The organism is Myxococcus sp. XM-1-1-1 (assembly GCF_020037095.1).
Classification (GTDB): domain Bacteria; phylum Myxococcota; class Myxococcia; order Myxococcales; family Myxococcaceae; genus Myxococcus; species Myxococcus fulvus.
The window spans coordinates 1-22,334 of the sequence record NZ_JAIQDH010000006.1; the positions used below are offsets into that span (position 1 = coordinate 1).

The window sequence follows — 22,334 nt, forward strand, 5'->3', positions numbered from 1 at the left end:
GGGAAGGTGATGGGGCAGAACGCGGCGCGGGCGTTCATCATGCTCGCGATGGCGGCGCTGGGCAGCACGGCGCAGACACTGGCGACGAGGGTTCCCACGCTCCCCGGCTCCGCGCAAGCCTCGCTGGTGGGGGCGGGGCAGGGCGGCTTCCGGCTGGCGGCGGGGGGCCAGGTCACCTCGGTGGCGGTGGCCCCGGGAGGCGTCATCACCATCGCACTGGACCCGGAGGCGGTCGCGGAGACGGCACGCGGCACGCGCGCCGTGGCGTCCGAGCCGGTGGCGACCTCGGCCCACGAGCACCACATCGCCACGAACAAGTGGTGGGACTCCACCAACCTGGGTGGTCCGTGGTCGCCCAGGTTCCAGAAGCTCTTCAATCGAGCGGGCATGTCACTCGATGACGCGGCCAACAAGGTTCGCGTGTCGGGCCACAAAGGGCCTCACCCGCAGAAGTATCATGAAGAGATATACGAGCGGCTGGAGGATGCAATGGAGGGCTGTCGCAGCATCCAGCAATGCAGAGAGGCGCTCGTTGGAGAACTTCGGGTTCTGGCCGAGGAGATCACCAAATCTGGCTCCCGGCTCAATGCTCTGGTCACTCGAAACTGACGCAAAGGAGGAGTCATGACGATGAGATACTTCAAACTCTCCGATGACATGAGCCTCCAAGCGCGCTGGTTGCTGGGAGACCCCACAGATTCGCAGGGCCAGGAAGTTGATGACCCCTGGCAGTTCAAGGCTGGCTGCCCCGTCCAGATTGAAACGCGACTCAAGATCCCCATCGACCATCCCGGGAGCCCTCTCGATTATTCCCTGGCGGGTGTTGGTAACACTCCTATCGTTCACAAGAGGGTTGCGAACATCTTCGCGGAGCTGGCGCCTGACGACGTGCAGCTCCTTCCGGTTGACGTCGACGGACAGTCCGAGCCGTACTGCATTCTCGTTGCTACTCGGCTCATCCGGTGCATCGACGACAACGCCTCGGAGGAGGTGCGGTACTGGAAGCCGGAGGATGGACGCCCGGAGAAGGTCGGGAAATACCGCGGTGTGTCGGGCATGCGAATCGACCCGACGAAGGTAGGCGGCACCAAGGTGTTCCGGACCTGGGGATGGACCATCGCGCTCATCGTGTCTGAGGATGTCAAGGATGCGCTGGAACGCGCGCGCGTCATTGGGGCGAAGTTCGAGGAGGTCACAGGCCCGAGCGCCATCAGTCTGGAGGCGCGCGACCGCAACCGGAAGCTCCTGGCGCTTCGGGATGAGACGGACGTGGCCCGCGAAGCCTTCTGGCGCACCCTGGGAAAGCTGGACGACGAGGTCATCATCCCCATCGTCGTTGGTGGCAACTGGCCCGCCCGGCGCCAGGTCTGGCGTGTCATCCACCGCCCCGAGGGGCGGACTCTGCTGGTGACGGACGGGCTGTCAGACTTCTTTGTGGACCGAGCGGAGCCGTCCGTGGGCTTCGGCCTGGAGCTTGCCCTGGAGACGGACGAGCCCCTCGGAGACGTCGAGAAGAGCTGGCCCGTGCTGCTCCTGGAGCGGGTGGGGAACGAACTCGCGGGACACGAGAGCGTGCGCGAGAAGGTGAAGGCGGGCTTCCTTTCCATGGAGGTCGCTGGCCAGGGCGTACCCGAGCCGCTGCTGACGAAGGAGGGCAGGGTGGGGGTGCTGCTGGGCATGGCGCCGAGCACGCTGCCAAGCCGCTTCACCATGCCGGCCGGCGAGGTGCGGCTGGTCACCGTCAAGGTGCTGATGCCCATGGAGCTGGCGTACCTGCTGGAGCACGGAAAGCGCGGCCGGGACGAGCTGGTGCGGCGATTCGGCCAGGAAGGCCAGGAGCACCTGTCTCGCGCTTGGCGCCAGCCCGTTGTGTGACTGCCACATGGAGGGATGAGGTGCGTCATGGAGTTCAACACCGGCCAGCGCCAATGTTCGGGAGCTGGCCAGTGTCATTCCGGAGAAGTTGGAGCGGGGGGGGGGAACATGCGCAGCCTCTCCACCTGCTGACTCGGTTACTGCGGGATTGGGCAGAATGTCTCCGCCCTGGTGGCCTACGGCGTGGGAGAGGATGTGGGCACCGGCACCTGTTGTCCGTGACTCTGGGCGGCAGCGAGTCGCAGGACTCGTGGCTGGAACTACTGCGCCAACTGCTGGAGCGGGGGCTGACGGGCATGAGGCTCGTCATCGCCGACGGGCACGCACCTGGGCGCGACCCTGTGACTCCAGGCTCGGGGCGACGGCTCCGACGGCCGCGTGGTTCCGGTGACGGCGAAGAAGTTCCACGAGGGCGTCAAGGTGCCCCGAGAACGCCCCGCAGCATTGCTTGAGAGGGTTGGCCGTACTTCTCGGGTAGGCCTCTGCACCCGCGCCCGCCTTCACACGCCAGAACTGGGCGCGAAACCAGCTCAATCAGGCCGATTTGCTCATCAATGCTGGTGCGACACACGGTGAAGCAGAGATACATGGCGGGGAGCCTGTCCGACTTGCAAGGTTGGGATTGAGGTGGCGCCCGACTTGAAGACGTCGCCAGAAATAAAAAAAGAGGAGCTGATGGAATAATCCCCATCAACTCCTCTCGGACGATCTTGAAATGAGGTACGACCCGCCGAGACATCCGGCGTCAAGACAACTCACTACTTAGCGAGCCTTGGGGCCGCCGCGGACGTGGATCTTGATCTTCATGTGTGCCTCCTTTCAAGACGAACGCTAAGTGTAATCGAGTCTGGATGTCAAATCGAACAAGCGATCAATGTGCGACGCATTGCGGCGATGTGAACGAGCGTCCGTGTCGCATCGAGGTGCCTGTATTGAGTCAGAGGGAGAGTGCATCATTCAGCAGCGGCCGAGGTGTTGACACGGTGCGACCATTAAGGCGACTTTCGTTCACGGACCATGGCATATCCCTTCGAGCGGACCCTTCGTTCCCTGAACTACGAGTCGGACACGCGCCTCGTGTTCGTCGCTCTGATGGTCTTGTGTGCTGGCGGGCTCGTCGCCTGGTCGTTGTTCGCCAAGGTCCCGCTCGTCAAGGCCAGCTCACAGGCGCGGATCGAGCCCCATAACGCCGTCCATCGCATCGAGCCGCCCAGTGCGGGCAGGGTCGTGCGCTCGTTGCTCAAGCTCGACCAGACGGTCAAGGAAGGCGACCTGCTCATCGAGTTCGACGCACGGGCCGAACGCCTCGAGCTCGAGCGGAGCCAGGCGACGCTCGCCGCGACCGAGAAGGAACTCGCCATCATCCGCCAGCAGATCACCAACAAGCGCGACGAGGCGGCCCTGACGGCGGCGGTGGACGAGGTGGCCATCAAGGAGGCGCTGGAGCGGGAGCAGGAGCTCGCGCCCAGGCACCGGCTCGCGGTGGAGCGCGCGGAGCTGGCCCTCAAGAGCCCAACGGGCGCGGTCTCCGAGATGGAGAAGCTCGAGCGCACGACCGATGTCGACGCGCTCCGCTCCGCGAAGGCGGCGCAGAGCCTGGCGCTCACCCGACTGCGACGCGAGCAGAACGTGCGCCGTCAAGCCCTCGCCGCGCAGCTGCTGGAGCTCGAGCGAGAGGCGCTGGGCGCCGAGGGGCGCATCCGGGAGCTTCAGGGCGCCATCGACCGCCTCGAGTACCAGATTGACCGGAAGCTGTACCGGGCGCCGGCCACGGGCCACCTGGTCGACGTGGCGGAGCTCGGCTCGGGAGCGTTCATCGCCGACGGGCAGCGGGTCGGCACCATCGTCGCGAGCGACGCCGAGGTGCGCGTGCGCGCCCGCTTCCCGAAGGAGGTCGTCGGGTTGATCGAGCCCGGTCAGGCCGCGCGACTCAAGCTCGACGGCTACCCGATGACCATCTACGGGACGGTCCCCGCCAGGGTGACGGCCGTCGGGACCGAGCCCGGCCAGACCGCCACGCCCGAGGCCATCCCGGGCACGGTGCGCGTCGAGCTCAAGTTCGCGCCGCCGGAGGACCCCCGCATCCAGCTTCGCCACGGCATGACCCTGTCGGTGGAGGTCGAGGTCGCGCGGGCGTCGCCCGTCGCGCTGCTGATGCGGGCGGTCGGCGAATGGAATCCGCAGCCCGATGAGCCGCCCGTGACCGTGTTTCGGCCCGAAGCCGAGGCCCGCTGACCATGACTCCTCCCAGGCGTCGGTCCTCAATCATTCCCGAGGTGATCCAGATCTCGGCGACGGATTGCGGCCCTGCTTCACTCAAGAGCCTGTTCGCGGGGATGGGCGCCGAGCTCAACTATCGCGTCCTCCGCGAGGTGTGTCAGACGGACGTCGACGGCACCTCGATCGTCACCTTGGACGAGGTCGCCAACCAGCTCGGGCTCGACTCCGAGCAGGTGATGCTCCCGCTGGACCACGTGGTGGTCCCCGAAGCCAAGGCGCTTCCCGCCATCATCGTCACGCTCAGCGCGGGAGGGCGGCCGCACTTCGTGGTGCTGTGGAATCGCATCGGCCCGTTCATCCAGGTCATGGACCCGGCGGCGGGCCGCCACTGGACCCGGATCTCGACGCTGCTGAGCCACCTGTACCAGCACACCACCTCCGTCCCGGCGGACGGCTGGCGCGAGTGGGCCGGGTCCGAGGAGGCGGTCGCCACGTTCGAGCGCCGCCTGCTGGACCTGGGGGCGACGCGGGCGAGGGCGCTGGTGGCCCAGGCGCTCGAGGACCCCGGGTACCTGTCGATCGCCAGGCTCGACGCCGCGTGCCGGGCGTCCGAGGCGATGATTCGCGCGGGCGCCGTCCGGAGAGGCCGGACGGCGGCCAGTCTGCTGCAATCCATGGTCGCGAAGGACGCCTCCGGCGAGGTGCCCATTCCCGCGACCTATTGGTCCGTTCGCCCCAACCCCGAGGTGGACGGCGAGCTGTCGATGACCGGCGCGGTGCTGATGCGCATTCGCGGCTGGCGCGAGGCTCCGCGCGAGGGCGAGGACGCCCCCCGGGCGGTGCTCGCGAGCGACCTGGCGACGGAGCTCGTCGCCAAGCAGGTGAGCCCGGCGCGGACGCTGCTGCGCCTTCGAGGCCAGGATTCGTGGCTCGTTCCGGGCCTGATTGTGATGGGCCTGGTGTTCGCCACCTTCGGGCGGCTCCTGCAAGCGCTGATGCTGCGTGGCGTGCTCGACCTGGGGCGCGACCTGGGCACGTTCGCGCAGCGTGCGACGGGCATGGCCGTGCTCGCGGGCGTCGCGCTCTGCTTCATGCTCATCCAGATCCCCATCTCCTTGGGGCTGCTCGGCATCGGCCGCCGGCTGGAGGTGCGGCTGCGCAAGGCGTACTTCGAGAAGCTCCCGGAGATGGAGGACCGCTATTTCCAGAGCCGGCTCGCCTCCGACATGGCGTCGCGCACGCACAACATCCAGGCGATGCGCTCGCTGCCGCTCCTGCTCTCGCAGGCCTTGATCCTGTCGCTCGAGGTCGTGAGCATCACCGTCGCGCTCATCTGGGCCGCGCCGTACGCATGGCACATCGTGCTCGCGCTCGCGGCGGTCACGCTGCTGGTGCCCCTGATGGCCCAGAAGCTGCTCTTCGAGCCCGACCTGCGCGTGCAGATGCACTCGGGCGCGCTCAGCGGCTTCACCCTGAACGCGCTCGTCGGGCTCACGCCGATCCGCATCCACGGCGCCGAGCGGTCGCTGCGCCGCGCGCAGGAGACCTTGCTCGTCAGCTGGACCAAGGCGCGCTACTGGCTGCAGACGCTGTCGGTCGGGTTCGAGGGCGTGTTGATGCTGGTGAGCTACGGCCTGGTCATGCTGCTCGTCTATTCGTACCTCGCGGGCACGAGCCGGGCTTCGCTGGTGTTGCTGGTCGTCTACTGGGCGCTGCGCTTCCCCATCCTCGGCCAGCGGCTGATGGTGCTGAGCCGCGCGTTCCCGAACGCGATGAACCGGGTCCGCCGGCTCCTCGACGTCATCGGCGATATCAAGGAGCCGCAGGCCCGGCCCGAGGCGCCGGTGCAGGCGCCCGTCGCGCCCGCGGCCTCGGCCGACGCGAGCGGCGTTTCCATCGTGATGGAGAAGGTCCGCGTGAAGGGCGGCGGTCACACCATCCTCGACAAGGTCTCCTTGAACATCGCCCCCGGCGAGCACGTGGCCGTGGTCGGTGCCTCCGGAGCAGGCAAGTCGACGCTGGTCGGCCTCCTGCTCGGCTGGCTCCGGCCGGCGCGTGGTGAGATCCGGGTCGACGGGCAGGTGCTCGACCAGGCCGCCATCGAGCGGCTGCGGCGCACCACGGCCTGGGTGGACCCGGCGATCAGCCTCTGGAACCAGAGCCTCCTCGACAACCTCCGGTACGGCAACGACGGCGCGCACGGCTGGGCCCTGTCGGGGGCGCTCAAGGGCGCGGAGATGCTCGACATCCTCGAGGCGCTTCCAGACGGGCTGCAGACGTCGTTGGGCGAGGGCGGAGGGCTGGTCTCCGGTGGCCAGGGTCAGCGCGTGCGCCTGGCGCGCGCGATGCTTCGCTCCGGCGTGCGTCTGGCCATCCTCGACGAGCCCTTTCGCGGTCTCGATCGCGACCGGCGCGCGCGGCTGCTCGCCGAGTCCCGGCGGCTCTGGAAGGACATCACGCTCCTCTGCGTCACCCACGACGTCGAGCACACCCAGGAGTTCGATCGCGTGCTCGTGGTCGAGAACGGCCGGATCCTCGAGAACGGGTCGCCGAAGGAGCTGCTCGCGAACCAGGAGTCGCGGTACGCGGTGCTCCTTCGCGCCGACCAGGAGAATCGCACCCTGCTGTGGGGCGGTGGGCGCTGGCGCCATTGGTGGCTGTCGGGCGGCCAGCTCGTGGAGAGGCCGGCGCCGAACCCGGCGGAGACGCCAGCGCCAGAGCCGGTGGAGACGCCTGCCGCGAAGCCCGGCTCGGGCGGGTTGGAGCTGGTGGGATGACGCGCGCGAACTCCGACCTGTTGTGGCCGGTCGAGCGACTGCCGGACGCGCTGGAGCAGCTGGCGCAGCGGCAAGGCTATGGCAGGGCCGGAGGCGAGATATCGCCGCCCGCGGCGGCCGTCGAGCCGAGCCGGGTCTGGATGTTCGCGCTCGGAGACCGGCTCGGCGTGGAGCTCGAGCCGATCACGCCGCTCTACCATGAGCTGCCCGACGTCCTCGCGCGCGCCGCGCCCTGCATCCTCCAGGTCCGGCGAGACGGCGTCCCGTCCTATCTGGTGCTGCTGGGGACACGGCGCGGGAAGCTGCGCCTGCTCGCGTGCGACGGCACCGCCGTCCTGGTCCCGAAGAAGAGCGCGCTCGCGCTCCTGCGCGAGGAGCAGGAGGCCACCGCCGCGGAGGTCGACCAGCTGCTCGGCGGCGTGGAGATGTCGCCCCGCGCGCGCGAGCACGCCCGCTCACAGATGCTGCTGCAGCGGCTCGGCCAGGCGCAGCTGCGCACCGGCTGGATCATGCGCCCCCGGCGCACCGCGAGCCGGCGGACGCTGCTCGGCGACATCCCGTCGCTCATCGCCGGCATCCTCGTGAGCCACACGCTGCTCTCGCTGGTGCTGGCCTTCTCGTTCTGGCTGCTCGGCCGGGCCGCGCTCCAGGCCCACCTGGAGACCGGCTGGTTCCTGGGGTGGATCGCCGTCATCGCGTGCGCGATTCCGCTGCGCATGCTCGAGGTGTGGTGGCAGGGCGTGTTCTCCATCCGGCTCGGGACGCTGCTCAAGCAGCAGCTCCTCACGGGAACCCTCAAGCTGACCCCCGACGAGGTGCGGCTGGACGGCATCGGCCGTCATTTCGGCCGCGTCGCCGAGTCCGAGGTCGTCGAGCAGCTCGCGGTCGGCGGCGCCCTGCTCGCGGTGTTGTCGCTCGTCGACCTGGTCCTGGCGGGGGGCATCCTCGTGCTCGGGGCGGGAGGGTGGCCCCAGACGCTGGTGCTCGTGCTGTGGGTCGTGGTCGCGTTCGTCCTCGCGCGCCGTCACTACGGCGTCCAGCGGGCGTGGTCGAGCGCGCGCGTCGAGATCACCCACGACCTGCTCGAGCGCATGCTCGGCCATCGCACGCGGCTGGCGCAGCTCCCCCTCGAGCGCTGGCACGATGGCGAAGACATCCGCTTGAGCGCCTACTCCGAGGTCTCGAAGGTCATGGACCGCCGGACCATGCAGCTGACCGCGCTGCTGCGCGACGGCTGGTTGGTGCTCGCCCTGCTGACCTTGCTGCCGGCGTTCAGCACCGGGACGGCCAATGCCAGCGCGCTGGCGGTGTCCGTGGGCGGCATCCTGCTCGCGCTGCGGGCCTTCGACGAGGTCGCCGTCTACTTCCAGCAGGTCTCCCAGGCGGCGGTGTCGTTCGAGCAGATCCGCGACCTGCTGGCCGCGGTGGGCCGCCCCGAGCTCGAATCGAAGGTCCCCCTCGAGATGGAGGGAGGCAAGCCCACGGACGCCGACAGTGGGACGCTCATCGAGGCGCGGGGCCTGACCTTCCGGCACGACGCGCGCACCCGGCCGGTGATCGAGAACTGCTCGTTCCAGATCGCGAAGGACGACCGCATCCTGCTGGAGGGCCCCTCCGGCGGTGGCAAGTCGACGCTGGTGTCGCTGCTCACGGGCCTGCGCTCGCCGCAGGGCGGTGTGATGCTGCTGCACGCGCTGGACCGCGCGACGTTCGGCGCCTCGGGCTGGCGCAAGCGTGTCACCGCCGCGCCGCAGTTCCACGAGAACCACGTCCTGTCCGGCAGCTTCGCGTACAACCTCCTGCTCGGGCGCGAGTGGCCGACGTCGCCCGAGCTGCGGGCCAAGGCCGCCGCGCTGTGCAAGGAGCTCGGGCTGGACGAGCTGATCGCCAAGATGCCCGCCGGCCTGGAGGAGATGATCGGCGAGACCGGCTGGCAGCTCTCGCATGGCGAGAAGAGCCGGCTCTACATCGCGCGCACGCTCTTGCAGGGGGTCGAGCTGGTCATCCTCGACGAGAGCTTCGCCTCACTTGATCCGGAGACCATGAGGGTCGCGCAGCGCTGCGTCCTCAACCACGCGAAAGCCCTCGTGGTCGTCAGCCACCCATGAGACTTCGACTCCCGCTCGCCCTCCTCGCGACGACCTTCTCCGGTTGTGGGCTGGTCCGTCCCGTCGTCGTCACCCCGCCACCGGCACCGAGCAGCTACTCGACCGCCATCGAGCCGCGCACCGAGCCGCCCGCGCCGTCCACCGCACCCGAGGGCGGGGCTCCAGACCCGCGGCCGTCGAAGGAGGGTGGGCCCGCGCGGCCCGCCGAGCACGTCACCCAGGACGAGGTCTGGTGGTCGGCGTTCGCCGACCCGGCGCTCGACGCGGCCATCCAGGAGTGCTTCAGCAACAGCCTGGTCCTGCACGACGTGCGGGACCTCATCTACGAGAACCAGCTCGACCCCAACGTGCCGCAAGGTTGGTGGTACCCGCTCCAGGTCGGCGTCCTCAACCCGGCGGGGCTGAGTCAGGTCGTCGCCATCGTCCCGCCCGCGCCGGCGACCCAGGCCCGGTACAGCATCGCCACCGCGGATGTCGGTCTGACCTACCAGGTCGACCTGTTCGGCAACCTCGCCGCGCAGCGGAGCGCGGGCTTGAACTTCGCCGAGCAGCAGCGTCAGCTCACCGAGGCCCGCGTCCAGGACCTCGCGCAGCGCATCGCCCAGGTCTGGTTCGACATCCTCGAGGCCCGCGCGCTCAGGGACCTCACTCAGCGGCAGATCGACTACAACAAAGAGCTGCTCCGCCTGATTCAAGCGCGGTTCGAGCAGCACCTCACGCCCCGGCTCGCGGTGCTGCAGCAGGAGCAGCTGCTCTTGAACCTCGAGGCGCAGGTGCCGCTCATCTCCGCCCGGAACGCGCTCTTGAACTCGGAGCTGAAGGCGCTGCTGGGCCGGGTCCCCAGCCCCGCGGACGACATCGTTCCCCTCGAGCGACAGCTTCCAGATCTCCCGCCTTCGCCCAACCTCGGAACGCCAGGAGACCTGAACGCGAACACGCCGGAGATGCGGCTCCAGGAGCTGCGCGTCGCCGAGGTCGAGCACCGCATCAACGCGAACCGGGCGAGCTGGCTTCCGGTGATCCAGCTGGTGGGCAGCGTGGGCGCCGCGAAGGTCGGCCTCTCGGAGCCGGTCCTCCACCAGTCCGTCGTCGGCGTGAACCTGACCTGGGCGATGTTCGATGGCAGGCGCTTCACCGAGCACAAGCGACTGCCCATCCAACTCCACCGTCGCCACGTCCAATACGAGCTCGCGCTGAACACGGCGATCGGCCGGGTGCAGGATGCCGTGGTCCAGGAGGAGACCGGGGCGACGAGCCTGCGCGCCCTGCGTGCGCAGGTCCTGCTGGGGCAGCAGCTCCTGGACGAGGCGAGGCGGCTCTTCGAGCAGGGGCGCTCGGACTACCTGACGGTGCTCTCCGCCCTGACGAACCTGGTCGGGCTCGAGCGCGCGAGTCTGCAAGCACAACGGCTGCTGCTCAACCATCGCGTCGCGGTCTATCGTTCGCTCGGCGGCACCTGGTCGCGCGACGTCACACTGAAGCGGGAGTGAGAAGCCATGGCACAGCTGCAAGCGGATGAGATGCTCTACATTCCCAATCGAAGGCGGCTCACGCACGACCGGCTCGACGCAGGCGATGGCCAGAAGGTCCTGCACCTCTTCTATGGCGAGGTGGAGCTCATCTTCGACGAGCCGGACATCGCGCCTTTGGGCGAGAAGCTGCTCCAGGTCGAGCAGTTCCAGGCCTCCGACGCCATGGCGTGGTCGGACGGCGCGCCCCATTCCTGGGAGAAGATCCGGGACCTGCTCGAGATGTTGATGGAGCAGCGGGTGTTGCGGCGGGTCTCGGATGGGCCCGCGAGCCGCGCCGCGGTGTCCTATCCCGAGCGGTTGGGGGAGGTGCCCGCCGGGCGTGAGCCGCTCACGTTCAGCGCCCACGACAATCGTTGCCCTGTGCTGACGGAACAGGCGTTCGGACGGGCCTTCGAGCTGTCGAACCTCGAGGTCGTCGTGCCGGTCTACCGCGTGGCGCATCCGGCGGTCGACGGTGATGGCCGGCAGGTGGGCGAGAACAACGTCACACCGCGCACGTTGTTCCTCGACCTCCCGACCGTGCGCAAGCAGTGCCACTACGCGGGGAGCCGCTATCAGAGCGAGCTCCCGATGAACGTGACGGCGATGAAGGCCATGGCGCGTCAGTGGCCGGAGCTGCTCTCGCTGACCGAGCAGTTCCGCCGGGCCTTCCTCGCGCGCATGCCGCCTCGGACCCCAGGCGTGCTCACCGCGGGCGAGCTCCACATGCAGGTCGTCTGCACGCTCGCGTCGGTGGGGTACGTGATGGTGCGGGGAGTCGATCCGGCGCGGAACGGCGAGCTCGACAGCGGACTGGCGGCCATGTTCCGGTTGATCGACGGAGTCCGCCTGGTCACCAATGATTTGGTGCGCGACGCCCCCGAGCAGCCCGTCACCGCGCAGACCATCGTGGACTACGCCGAGCGACACGCGGTCTTCCATGGTCCGCACGGCGTGTGCGCCGGACCGCCGGCGCTGATCAACGAGTACATGCAGGTGTTGACCGGCGCGGCCCCGGCGCCCATCGATGTCCAGCCCGACATCGCGGCGCGCCTGGGCGATCTCGACGCCGCGCTCGATTACGGTCTGCTTGGGCAGCGCGTCGAGGCGGTGGTCCGCTTCCTCGGGGCGAGCCAGGGACTGCTCCACGAGCGGCTCCGGGCGGCGTTCGCCGGGCACCTCCCGCGCACCGCGCTGCAGGAGTTCGTGGAGGCGCCCATCGACGTCGCGCGCTACCCGCTGCTCCGGGACGATTTCCCGCTCGCCGAGACCTACCAGCGGGAGATCAACCTCAGCCGCTGGTTGTTCGCGCGCATCGGCGAGGCCCTGCCGGGCACGCCCCAGGGGGCCTCGCTGGACGCGCTGGCGAAGCTGGACCCCGCCGAGCAGGCCACGAGCCAGCGGCGACTGGCCGAGTTCTTCGCGCATGGGCTGCCGGCTGACAAGGTCGTGGCGGAGCCGCTCCGCGGTGAGCTCGCGGGGGTCGTCGCCAGCGCGTTCGCCCTGGAGCGTCGGTGCCTGGGCGTCGTCGAGCGCGAGCAGTCGATGTTGAACCAGCGGCTCCGGCGCTCGGACCACCCGCTGACGGGCGCGGACCTGGCCGCGTTCACGCGGCCGCGCAATGGCCCCCCGTTGGCGGAGACCCTCGCGCGCGGCCTGGGCATCTCGGTCACCAGCCACGCTGCCTCGACCGTGCTGAGCCACGGTGAGAGCAGCCTCACGTTGAAGGACTAGAGGGTTCGATGCATCCAGAGCTCGTCCGCCGCTTCCATGAACCGATTCGCGATGAGGCCGCGCGCCGGTATGGCCTTTCGCCTGAGCAGCTCACCGAGCTCACGGCCTTCGAGAACTTCGTCTACGAGGCGGAGAACGAAGACGGCGAGGGCTTGATCCTGCGCATCTCGCACAGCACGCGGCGAACCCTCGACTACACGCTGGGGGAGGTCGAGTTCGTTCGCTACCTGGCCGCCGCGCGCATCCCCATCGCCTCGCCGGTCCTCTCCGAGTCGGGGCAGTTCGTGGAGCGCATCGAGGACCGCGAGCCCGGCAGCTACTTCGTCGCCACCGCGTTCGAGCGCGCGCCGGGCATCGTCTTCGACGACGCGCCTCCGCTCAAGGAGCGCTACTGGAAGCCCCCCCTGTTCCGCGACCTGGGCCGGCTCTTCGCGCGGCTCCACAACCGCGCCCAGACCTACGCGCCCTCGAACCCCCGGCTCAAGCGCCAGGAGTGGCATGAGTACGACGTGGTCGACATCGACCGGTTCGCGCCCCCCGAGGAGAAGCTCGTCCGCGAGCGCACCGCGGCGATCATCGCGCGACTGAACCAGCTGCCGCGAACTCCGGAGAGCTACGGGCTGATCCACGCCGATCTCCACATGCACAACTTCTGCTTCGCTGAAGGGAAGATCACCGCGTTCGACTTCGACAACTGCGAGTACGCGTGGTTCGTCAAGGACATCGCGGTCCTGCTCTTCTACATCGCGCGAGGCGAGGAGCGGGATGCGCGGGACGCGGCGGTCACCGCGTTCCTGGGGCCTTTCCTCGAAGGGTATCGGGAGCACCGCCGGATGGACGCCGAGTGGCTCGCGGCCGTGCCGGACCTGCTCGCGCTCCAGCGCTCGATGAACTACGCGCTGTTCCACCAGTATCGCGACCCGGCCGTGCTCGACGAGAGCACGCTCGACCGGTGGGGGCGGTTCAAGCGCGACATCGAAGCGGACACCCCCGTCCTGCAGATTGACTTCACGCGCTTCTAGCGTGAGGGGTGGGGGGCCTGTCGAGAGCGTGCCGCGCGAGGCGCGCGCGCTTCAGCCGGCGGCCCGCGCGAGCGCCGCGAGGAGCTCTTCGCGGTACGCGCCATAGAGGTCCTCCGTGCGAAAGCCCTCGGGCAGCCTGCCTCCTCGTCCGACGAAGAGGAGGATGAACAGGTCGAGCCGCAGCAGGTCGATGGGACGGGCGCAGTAATGGCCGAAGGGATGTCCCTCGTGGTGCTCCGCCGGAACGAGCGTCTCCGCGAGCCGCCTGAGCTGCTCGGAGGCACCCGCCACCGCGGAGGGCGCCGCGAGCTTCGGACGCTGGATGATGTGCTCGGCGATGGACGCGGGCAGCACGCGTCGGGCGACCTCGCGCAGCAGCACCTTCCGGGTCTCTCCTCGCAGGCGCCAGGACCACGGCAGCGCGAGGGCCAGGTCGCGAACCCGGGTGTCCAGGAACGGCACCCGCACCTCCAGGCCATGCGCCATGGAGCCGTGGTCCCAGACCCGCAGGTGGGAGTAGCGCAGCGGGCTGTCGAGGAAGAAGCGGTGGACGGCCTCGCGCAACACCTGCGGCTCCCGCGTCGACAGGGTGGAGAGCACCGCCTTGGTCTCGCGGCACTCCTCCGGCGCCACCCGGCGGGTGCGGATGAGCCGGTTGTAGTTCTCCATCGAGGAGCGGACCCACGGCTCGGGGGAGGCATGGACGGCGTAGCCGGCGAACAGCTCGTCCGCGCCGTCGCCACAGAGCACCGTCTTGACGTGGCCTCGGATGTGCGGCGCCGCGCTCTCCACGAGGGAGGCCTCCATTGGCGCCTCCAAGGTGACGATGGTCTCGGGCAGCGCCCGCACCAGCCGCTCGGAAGAGAAGAGGTACTCGTGGTGCTCGGTGCCGAGCAGCGCCGCGAGCTCCCGGCTCGCCCGCACGTCGGGGTGGTCCACGGACTCCGCGGCGGTGAAGGTGTGGACCGGGGAAGCCCCCTGCGCGGTGAGCAGCGCGGTGAGCAGGGAGCTGTCGAGCCCGCCGGAGAGGAAGACCCCCACCGCGTGGTCCGCGACCCGCTGCCCCTCCACGGAGGCACGCAGTCGGGAGAGCAGCGCCTCCACGAGCGCCTCGGGCTCCGTGGGCAGCTCCACGGGCCGCGTCCCTCCGTGCCGGCCCTGCTCGAGCTGCAACACCCCCTCCGGACCGCGGCGCACCGTGAGGGTGCCCCCGGCGGGCAGCTCGCGGACCGCGTGGAAGAAGGTCTTGTCCCCGAGCACGTTGTGGAGCGTGGACCACTCGAAGAGCGAGGCGCGGTCCAGCTGGCGAGGCACCGCGGGCTCCTCCAGCAGGGCCTTCAACTCCGAGGCGAAGACGAGCCGCCGTCCTCCATCCACCAGGGCGTAGAGGAGCGGCTTGATACCGAACGCGTCCCGGGCCAGCCAGAGCTGCTCGCCATCCGTCGCCGCGAAGGCATACATGCCCTCCAGCTCCTCGACGCAGCGCAGCCCCTCGTGCTCGAAGGCGCGCAGCACCACCTCCGTGTCGCTCCGTCCCTCGAACCGGACGCCTCGCGCCTCCAGCCGGGAGCGCAGCGCCTGATGGTTGTAGAGCTCGCCGTTGTAGACGAGCACGGGCTGGCCCGTCCGCCCTCGCATGGGCTGGGAGCCCGTCTCGAAGTCGAGCAGGCTCAGCCGCGTGCTGGTCAGGCCCGCGTGGCCCAGCACGGCCGTGCCCGAGCCATCCGGCCCCCGGTGGACGAGGCGTTGCCTCATCCGCGAGAGCACGCGCTCGTCCACCCCTCCGAACATCCCCGCGATGCCGCACATGCCAGGTCGCTCGGGCTCAGGCGTGACTGAACGCCACGTTGATGGAGCTGTCCGGCGCCGAGAGGACGATGAGGCCCTTCTGATGGAAGAGCTGCAAGGCCTCGAGCAGGGGGCGCTCCAGCTCCTCGGCGGGGCGCCCTGTCCGCGCGGCTTCCGCGTCGAGGAGCGCCTGCGCCGTCTTCGTCCCGTCGCACCGCTCGAGCAGGCCCGCGGTCCAGGTGTTCACCCGGAAGTGGTGGCCGTTCATGTTGGGCTGCTTGTGGAAGACGACGATGCACGCGCCGGGGCCGGAGCCCTCCCTGCCGGGAGGGAGCCCGGGCGGCAGCACCTCGAACCGCTCGATGCGCAGCAGGTTGGAGCGCGTGGGCACCAGGCGGAGCATCGCCTGGATGGGCGCGTTCCGATTGTCGGCGCCCCACCGGTCCACGCGGTCGTAGAGGGGCAGGCGCTCCTCCTCGGCGCGGGTCGTCCCCAGCCAGACGAGGCGCTCGCAGTAGCGGGCGACGTCCCGCAGCTGCGCGTCCCCTTGTGTCTGGTGGTTCAGGACCCACTCGCAGAAGGCCGCGGCGTCCGCGAAGCAGCCGGCCCCGGGGCTCGGGTGCGCCGACACGAAGGACTCCACCGCGGCGCCGGCGCGCGCCCCGAGCGCCTCGAAGAGGGCGGGGACGAGGGTGCGCAGCGCCTCCTCCCGCGTCTCGGGCAGTCCCCGGTCCGCGAGGGGCAGGGTGGAGGGACGACCGCCACGCCGCTCGAGGACGTCCTGGAAGATGGGCTCGTAGCCCCGGCCCGCCGGCTGCTCCTCACGACCGTCGACGAGCAGCTCCGCGCCCTTCTGGCCGATGCTTGCCGCCAGCGCCGCGTCGTCGATGACCAGGCGCAGGGCATTGGCCAGGTCCGCGTGCACCTTGGGGTCGGGGACGACCAGCGCGTTCTCCCCCGCGATGATGCGCTCGCGGAAGCGCTGCTTGCTGGCGATCTCCCCCGACAGGATGAGGCAGGTCCCGGAGGCGAGCACCTCGCGCGGGACGGTGGGCGCGTGGAAGGTGATGGGGAAGTCGCGCTCCAGGAAGCAGACCGCGCGGCAGGCGCGGATGAAGCGGCCGACCTTCCAGTGCGGCACGAAGGGCAGCACCCAGGTGCTGGCGGCCAGCCCCAGCTCCTCGAGCACCCGGAAGTAGGTGTCCATGTTGCGGCTGCGCGCCAGCGCGACGAGCTGGAAGCGGCGCCCCTCGGCCTTGAGCCGCGCGAGCGCGCGCAGCAGATCATACGAGCCCTTGGCGATGCCGAGCTTGCCGTACACGCCGATGATGGGGACGGCGGGGTCGATGGGGCGCGCGTTGGAGACCAGGTGCGGATGCTCGCGCTGCATGCGCGCCGCATGCAGGGGGATGTCCAGCGGGACCACCTGGGGGCTGAAGCACGAGCGTGGCAGATGGGAGGGAGGGCCGCGGTAGAGCGCCTCGGGGCGAACGCCCATGCCCAGATAGGGATAGGGGCTGCCCGAGCAGATGCCGTCGGCGCGGCGAAGGACCTCGCGGTAGGTGGTGGCCAGGCCCAGGTGGTTCATGAGCCGGCCGACGTCGCTGCCCGCGTTGCGCACCAGATAGGGCACGCCCGTCCAGGACGCCGCCAGGTGCGCCGCCACGCCGTAGGGCTCCAGGTAGTAGCTGTAGATGAGGTCGCAGCCATATCGACGGACCACCTCCGCCGCGCTGCCGGCCAGCTTGCCCGTGAAGGGATTCGACTGGGGGATGTGCGTGAGCGTCGGGGAGAGCGGCTCGGTGCCGTGGAGATGCACGCGGCCCTGCCCGAAGGCGGGCGCCAGCCACTCCCGGTCATCCTCGTCGAAGATGATGCGGTGCTCCGGCTCCACCTCGTCCGCGTTGGTGACGACGTGGACCTCGTGGCCCGCCTCGGCCAGTCCTCGTGCCATCCAATAGGACTGGGCGCTCACCCCGCCTTGGATCGGCGGGTACTTCATGACGGCACAGATGCGCAAGTGATGCTCCTGGTGGCGGACGCCCGACCTTCACTGCTTCAAGCCCAAGTCCAGCATGACGGCGCCCAGGCGGTGGAGGTCCCGGATGAGCTTGAGCCCCCCCGCCTCGGTCCGGTCCTTGTCCCCTGGCGAGCCCCGCGACGCGAGCCGCGCGAGCAGCTCCTCGGTGGTGCACTGGCCATCGCACAGCGAGAGCACGGTGGCCGTGCGCTCGTTGATGCCCAGGGGCTGCACGTTGCGCCAGCCTGGCGCCTTGAGGAAGAGGATGAGGGTGGGCGTGGTGGCGACGTCCTCCAGCGAGGCCCCGCTCGTCACCCGGCGGATGGCTTCGATGACGTCACACCCGAAGCGCTCCACCCGCGTGTGGGCACCCAGGTGGGGGCGCGCCGTGAGCAGCTCGGCGTCGGTGGGCTCCGGGCGCGCGTCGCGAGCGGCGTGGGCGGCCAGCGCGCTCTCCACCGGGGGCAGCGTGGAGTAGAGGCTCAGCTGGGCGCGCTCGAAGCGGGCGATGTCTCGCAGGTGCGGAAGCTGGAGCTCGCCGTCGGTGAACAGCTGCTCCACCAGGTCCAACAGCCAGAAGCCGTCGCGCACGGAGCGATTGGGATACTCCCGTGACTCGCGCGGCAGGTACGTGGCGACGAAGCGGGTGGTGAGGCCGTGCAGCAGCCGCTCCTTCTGGAGCAGCTTGAGCGTCGCTGGCGCGATCTTGGCCAGCAGGGCGAAGCGCTTGGCGGCGACCTCGCGCCCGAACAGGTCGATGTGCGCCGGACCCGCCTGGAGCAGGGCCTCGGTGGCGGGCGCGCTCAGCTCCAGCGCGGCGCACGTCGCGGCCGGCGCCTCCAGGAAGCGCTGGCGCAGGCCCGGGTCCACGATGATGCGGGCCAGCGCGGCCTGGAAGCGCGGCTCATCCACGGGCAGGGGCGTGGGGGAGGCGTCCAGGTCCAGCGGGCGGGCGGCGGGGAGCGGGGGCTCCACGGTGCCCCGGCGTCCGAGGATGTCCCGGGCGTGCTCGATGTCCTGGAGCATCTCCTGGAACTCCTCGGGGAAGTTCTGGTCCCGTTCAATCAGCACGGCGCGCACCGGGCTGCGAGCCACGACGTACTCCAGCAGGCGCCACACCTCCGGATGCGCGTCGACGGACTGGCTGTGGCTGTCCACCCAGCGTCCGCCGTGCTTCTCGCCCCCCGCCAGGTGGATCTGGATGACGCGCTCCAGGGGGAGCGCCTCCAGGAAGGCGTACGGGTCGTACCGGTGGTTCTGGGAGTTGATGAAGACGTTGGTGAGGTCCAGCAGCAGGCCGCAGTCCGCCTCGGTGACGACCCGCGACACGAAGGCCTGCTCGGTCATCGGGCTGGGGAAGGCGAAGCTGTAGGAGACGTTCTCGAGCAGGAACGGCACGCCCAGCATCCGCTGGATGTCGCGGGCCTTCCGGGCTGCTCGACGCGCGGCGGCCTCCGTGAACGGCAGCGGGGTGAGCTGGCCGATCTCGAACCCCCCGGCCTTCGTCATGCACAGATGGTCGCTGTAGAAGGGCGCGCGCAGCGTGCGCACCAGCTCCGCGACCTCGTCACAGTAGGCGGGGTCCAGAGGCCCCTCGGTCCCGACGGACAGCTCGAGACCATGGGGCACGAGCGCCTGACGGCCCTTCATGGCCCGGGCGCGCTCGATGCTCTCGGGCACGGATCGCAGGTAGCGGTCGGCGATCAGCTCGAACCAGTCGATCCGATCCAGATGCCTCGACTGCTCCTTCTGCAGCTCCGGCCGGAAGCCGATGCCGACGCCGAGGAATGGCAGTTCACGCAAAGAGACCACGGGGCGTCGGCGTCCGGGCGTTGAATCAGGCGGAGGGGTCGGACGTGCCCGTGCAGCCACACAGACAGCCGCTGCCACAGAAGCAGCTGAAACAGACCGCCTCGCTGTTGGAGTAGGTATAGCCAGGGCCGCAGTCGAGCATTTCCAGCTTGAACTCTTCGGTCTCGACGTTCTGCGGAGACCGAGCCGACTGAGACTTGGGGAGTGAGCTGAGATTGTTCATGGTGAAGAGGAATCTCGCCCGCAGTGCGACTCTCTGTCAAGAAGGATTCACTGGGGGAGGGGTCGTTCCTGAACCAGGCTCGCTCGTGGGCGGCAATCCCTGCCGTCCCCCGGCCGGCCTTGCCGCCCCCATCGCACGCATTCACGGCAACGCTTGCTGGAGAATGCAGGTGCTCCGAGGGCGCGCCCGCTGGCACCCCCGTTGCTCAGGGGCCAACCCGCTCTGTCCCGCTGCGCCGCATCCCGTGGCGTCACGCGAGGAGCGTTCCGATGTCTCTCTGGAAAGGGTTGGGACGATGAACCGGATGACTGTGATGAAGCGCTGGTGTCTGGCCATGCCTCTGGCGGCCTTCGCGGTGGGCTGTGGGGTGGAGCAGGAGGCTCCAGGCACCGAGGGCGCTCCCGCGCCCGTGGCGGAGGAGACGGGCGAGACCACGCAGGCCGTCGGCGTCGAGAACGCCTACTGGTGGGGGACCACGGCCAACGGCTACACGTCCACCAACATCGGGACGACGACGGGCCGCACGTGCTTCCTCTCGGGGGTGCAAGGCAACCTGAAGCCCGCGGTGGCGGGCCGCTGGGCCACCGGTGGCGTGCTCCAGTCCGCGGGCGACTACATCCTCTTCGTGAGCCACAACAACAGCAAGGCGTTGGGAGTGGGCGTGCAGTGCATCTACACGTCGGCCGGACGGACGACGGAGATGTCCTGGGCCCAGGGCCAGGCGGCCCGGCTGCTCGGCGCCGTGACGGCGCAGCGGCGCTGCTTCCTCACGCAGGTGACGGCGTCCGGCGGCTTCGCGTCGAACTCCGACTACGTGCGCGTGTGGAACGACGGCCTCAACTGGTACCTGGGTGGCAACCTGTCGGGCGCCGGCGGCGGCCGGGCCGTCTGCGTGAACGTGCCCGAGGACCATGGCGGCTGGCTGTGGATCGCCGGGGACCCGGGCGGCTTCACGGAGACGCTGGCGTACAACCCGGGCGGCGTCGCGTGCGCGCTCTCCGGCGTGGGCGGGAAGTTCGATGACAACAGCTTCACCGATGGCGTGAGCGTCGACTACAACGCGGGCACGCGCTACTGGGAGATGTCCGTCATGAACGGCAAGCGCGGCTGGGGCAACTGCGTGAAGTAACGCGCGGCCAGGGATGCCGGGCCTCCGCCCTGGGAAGCCCGGCGTCCTGGGGGCGTGCTCGCCTCAGAGGCTCTGGAAGCCGTGGATCGTGGCGCCCAGGGAGCTGCCCTCGGCGTTGGTACACTCGACGTGCCAGCGAATCAGGTCGAAGGGCCCGGGCGCCGGCAGCGTGGCCGGGTTGCCCAGCAGGAGCGTCCCGAAGTCGAGCGACGGGGGATAGGTGCCGCTGTTCCACAACTCATGAGTGTCCCAACCGAAGTTCCTGAGCCCCGTGGTCGTCACCACGCACGCGTCGGCGCCCACGCTCTCGTAGCGTTGGGACACCATCGTGTCGGGGGCCCAGGAGAACCGGTTCGTGTCGATGCGGACGCTCGCCCCGGAGAACTCCTGCGGGACATTGCCCGTGCTCGTGCTCCTGATGACCCAGACCACCTTGGTGATGCCCCGAACGATGGTCGCCGTGATCTGGCTGGTGGCCAGGCGCGTGTTGGCGGCGTTCGCGCACTCCAGCACCCACCGGTACTGGCCCGGTGTCTGCGGCGCCGTGGGCACCGTGCCGTTGGGCGTGAGGTTCACGGCCTGGGATTGGAGGACGTTGTTCCGATAGGACTTGATGGAGCACCGCGCCGCGCCGCTCGAGCCGTAGCGCAGGATGAACGGGTCGCTGTTGTACTGCTGGAAGTGGCCGGCGAGGCCGTTGTTGCCGAGCGCCACCGTGGGCTGGGCGATGACGGACTGAAGCTGCAGGTTGGGCACCGTCGCGGTGGAGCCGGAGTTCGTCACGTGGTGCGCCCGGACCGCCTGTTCGATCTGCGCGGGGGTCGTCAGTCCTTGCGATTCCGCGAGGAACGAGGCGAGGCCCGCGACGTGCGGCGCCGCCATCGACGTGCCGGACAGGTCGGCGTAGCCCCCGGGCCACGTCGAGCGGATGACGTTGCCGGGAGCCCACGTCTCCACGCACCGGCCGTAGTTCGAGCCCGCGCCATCGCCCGCGAGCGGCTGGTTGCGGATGGCGTTCACGCCCGCCAGCAGTTGGACAGGTTGGGCGTTGCTGTCGATGGCGCCGACGACCATGATTCCGTCGCTGGGGCTGGGCGTGTTGAACGAGGAGTTGCACGCGTCCCGGTGGTCGTTCCCGGCGGACTGGGCGATGAACGCGCCGGGATATCCCACGGACGGGTTCGGGGTCGCGAGGACCCGCATCTTGTCGCCGAGCGTCCTGCCCTCCTTGAAGTCGGGGCCGTTCATCGAGATGTTGATGATGCCGACCGTGCCGGAGGCGAGGATGCGCGAATAGATGAGGTCCAGCCCCAGCCCGATTCCCACGTAGGTCCCCCCGGACGAGCAGGTCGTGACGCCCGGCTCATTCTGTCCGACGGCCACCGAGACGATGCGCGCTCCCTTGTTGACGCCCACCACTCCGCCCTGGGGTGTGGGTCTGGCGCCGATGATTCCCGCCACATGCGTCGCGTGCGGATAGCAGCCCGTGGGGGAGTTCCCGGGAATGGCCACGAGCCGCTCGAGGAACGGGAGGTTCGTGTGAGGCGCCACGCCGGTGTCGAGCACATAGACGGTGCGCGAGCCATTGCTCGTCTGTGAACCGCCGACGGCCTGGATGCCCCAGGGCGTGACGGTCGTCGTCCCGGAGTTGCTCCACACGGCGCTGAAGTCCACGGGCGCGTCCTCGGTGAGCCGCTTGACGCGAGGGTCCTTGCTCAGCCGCTCCACCTGCTCCTCGGTGAGATAGGCCGAGAAGCTCTTCCCGACGTGACTGACGAGGTGCGTGGGCGTGACGGCGTGCGCCAGACGCAAGTCATTGACCAGGTGCCGGGTCGGCAGGTCGTGGTGGCTGTCGAAGCCGTCGGCCGGGGGCGCTGCCTTCGCCAGGAACGCGTGCGTCGCGGACTCCTCCAGGTCGACGAGGTAGAGGGTTCGGCCACGCTCGTCGCGAAGCTGCCCCGCGCGGCCCTGCTCCGCGCGGAAGACGGGCGCCTGCGCGAGCGAGGTGGTGCTCCACAACCCCGCGACCAATGCGACGACACTTCTCCAGTGAGACATCGGGAACCCCTTTTCAAGGTGGACCCGGATTCCTAACAAGAGGAATGCACGGACAAC

Annotated in this window: 13 protein-coding genes and 1 pseudogene; 10 read left to right on the forward strand and 4 right to left on the reverse strand. The window is 69.5% G+C overall.

Annotation, left to right across the window (positions count from 1 at the left end; all coding sequences use genetic code 11):
• The 9 genes and pseudogenes from K8640_RS13930 to K8640_RS13970 form a co-directional block, all read left to right on the forward strand.
• On the forward strand, positions 1-609 hold a 609-nt coding region (locus K8640_RS13930), incomplete at its 5' end, for an AHH domain-containing protein (protein WP_223747484.1).
• A 69-nt stretch (positions 610-678) separates the two neighbouring features.
• Complete coding sequence (locus K8640_RS13935; protein WP_370640344.1) at positions 679-1,875, forward strand: imm11 family protein; 1,197 nt, start codon at positions 679-681, stop codon at positions 1,873-1,875.
• A gap of 153 nt (positions 1,876-2,028) precedes the next feature.
• Positions 2,029-2,201, forward strand: a pseudogene (locus K8640_RS13940) (transposase); the annotation flags it as partial.
• Between the two features lie 751 nt (positions 2,202-2,952).
• Complete coding sequence (locus tag K8640_RS13945) at positions 2,953-4,110, forward strand: HlyD family secretion protein (RefSeq protein ID WP_223747486.1); 1,158 nt, start codon at positions 2,953-2,955, stop codon at positions 4,108-4,110.
• Positions 4,111-4,112: 2 nt separating this feature from the next.
• On the forward strand, positions 4,113-6,872 hold the full coding sequence (locus K8640_RS13950; protein ID WP_255653059.1) for an ATP-binding cassette domain-containing protein: 2,760 nt from the start codon (positions 4,113-4,115) through the stop codon (positions 6,870-6,872).
• On the forward strand, positions 6,869-8,980 hold the full coding sequence (locus K8640_RS13955) for an ABC transporter ATP-binding protein (RefSeq protein ID WP_223747488.1): 2,112 nt from the start codon (positions 6,869-6,871) through the stop codon (positions 8,978-8,980). Before K8640_RS13950 ends, K8640_RS13955 begins: the two co-directional genes overlap by 4 nt.
• Positions 8,977-10,470, forward strand: a complete 1,494-nt coding sequence (locus tag K8640_RS13960; protein ID WP_223747489.1) for a TolC family protein — start codon at positions 8,977-8,979, stop codon at positions 10,468-10,470. The genes K8640_RS13955 and K8640_RS13960 overlap by 4 nt, the downstream gene beginning before the upstream one ends.
• Positions 10,471-10,476: 6 nt before the next feature.
• On the forward strand, positions 10,477-12,225 hold the full coding sequence (locus tag K8640_RS13965) for a hypothetical protein (protein WP_223747490.1): 1,749 nt from the start codon (positions 10,477-10,479) through the stop codon (positions 12,223-12,225).
• A gap of 8 nt (positions 12,226-12,233) precedes the next feature.
• Positions 12,234-13,247, forward strand: a complete 1,014-nt coding sequence (locus tag K8640_RS13970; protein ID WP_141330216.1) for a phosphotransferase enzyme family protein — start codon at positions 12,234-12,236, stop codon at positions 13,245-13,247.
• Between the two features lie 51 nt (positions 13,248-13,298).
• Here K8640_RS13970 and asnB read toward each other — a convergent pair whose 3' ends face one another.
• From asnB to K8640_RS13985, 3 genes are read right to left on the reverse strand one after another with little or no spacing between them, the layout of a single operon-like run.
• Positions 13,299-15,056, reverse strand: a complete 1,758-nt coding sequence (asnB, locus tag K8640_RS13975) for an asparagine synthase (glutamine-hydrolyzing) (RefSeq protein ID WP_223747491.1) — start codon at positions 15,054-15,056, stop codon at positions 13,299-13,301.
• A 16-nt stretch (positions 15,057-15,072) separates the two neighbouring features.
• Positions 15,073-17,055, reverse strand: coding sequence for a glycosyltransferase (locus K8640_RS13980; protein WP_223747492.1), 1,983 nt, complete (start codon positions 17,053-17,055; stop codon positions 15,073-15,075).
• A 30-nt stretch (positions 17,056-17,085) separates the two neighbouring features.
• Complete coding sequence (locus K8640_RS13985) at positions 17,086-18,858, reverse strand: DUF692 family multinuclear iron-containing protein (RefSeq protein ID WP_223747493.1); 1,773 nt, start codon at positions 18,856-18,858, stop codon at positions 17,086-17,088.
• A gap of 527 nt (positions 18,859-19,385) precedes the next feature.
• On the opposite strand from K8640_RS13985, the gene K8640_RS13990 reads away from it, so the two are divergent.
• Positions 19,386-20,219, forward strand: a complete 834-nt coding sequence (locus K8640_RS13990; RefSeq protein ID WP_223747494.1) for a hypothetical protein — start codon at positions 19,386-19,388, stop codon at positions 20,217-20,219.
• Between the two features lie 63 nt (positions 20,220-20,282).
• Here the strand turns inward: K8640_RS13990 and K8640_RS13995 are convergent, their stop codons facing one another.
• Positions 20,283-22,277, reverse strand: a complete 1,995-nt coding sequence (locus K8640_RS13995; RefSeq protein WP_223747495.1) for a S8 family serine peptidase — start codon at positions 22,275-22,277, stop codon at positions 20,283-20,285.
• Positions 22,278-22,334: the final 57 nt, after the last annotated feature.

Bases quoted from the DNA above. Each gene is read 5' to 3' on its own strand.
- K8640_RS13955 (WP_223747488.1), top strand. From the start codon at position 6,869: ATGACGCGCGCGAACTCCGACCTGTTGTGGCCGGTCGAGCGACTGCCG.
- asnB (WP_223747491.1), bottom strand. From the start codon at position 15,056: ATGTGCGGCATCGCGGGGATGTTCGGAGGGGTGGACGAGCGCGTGCTC.
- K8640_RS13965 (WP_223747490.1), top strand. From the start codon at position 10,477: ATGGCACAGCTGCAAGCGGATGAGATGCTCTACATTCCCAATCGAAGG.
- K8640_RS13970 (WP_141330216.1), top strand. From the start codon at position 12,234: ATGCATCCAGAGCTCGTCCGCCGCTTCCATGAACCGATTCGCGATGAG.
- K8640_RS13995 (WP_223747495.1), bottom strand. From the start codon at position 22,277: ATGTCTCACTGGAGAAGTGTCGTCGCATTGGTCGCGGGGTTGTGGAGC.
- K8640_RS13950 (WP_255653059.1), top strand. From the start codon at position 4,113: ATGACTCCTCCCAGGCGTCGGTCCTCAATCATTCCCGAGGTGATCCAG.
- K8640_RS13990 (WP_223747494.1), top strand. From the start codon at position 19,386: ATGAACCGGATGACTGTGATGAAGCGCTGGTGTCTGGCCATGCCTCTG.
- K8640_RS13960 (WP_223747489.1), top strand. From the start codon at position 8,977: ATGAGACTTCGACTCCCGCTCGCCCTCCTCGCGACGACCTTCTCCGGT.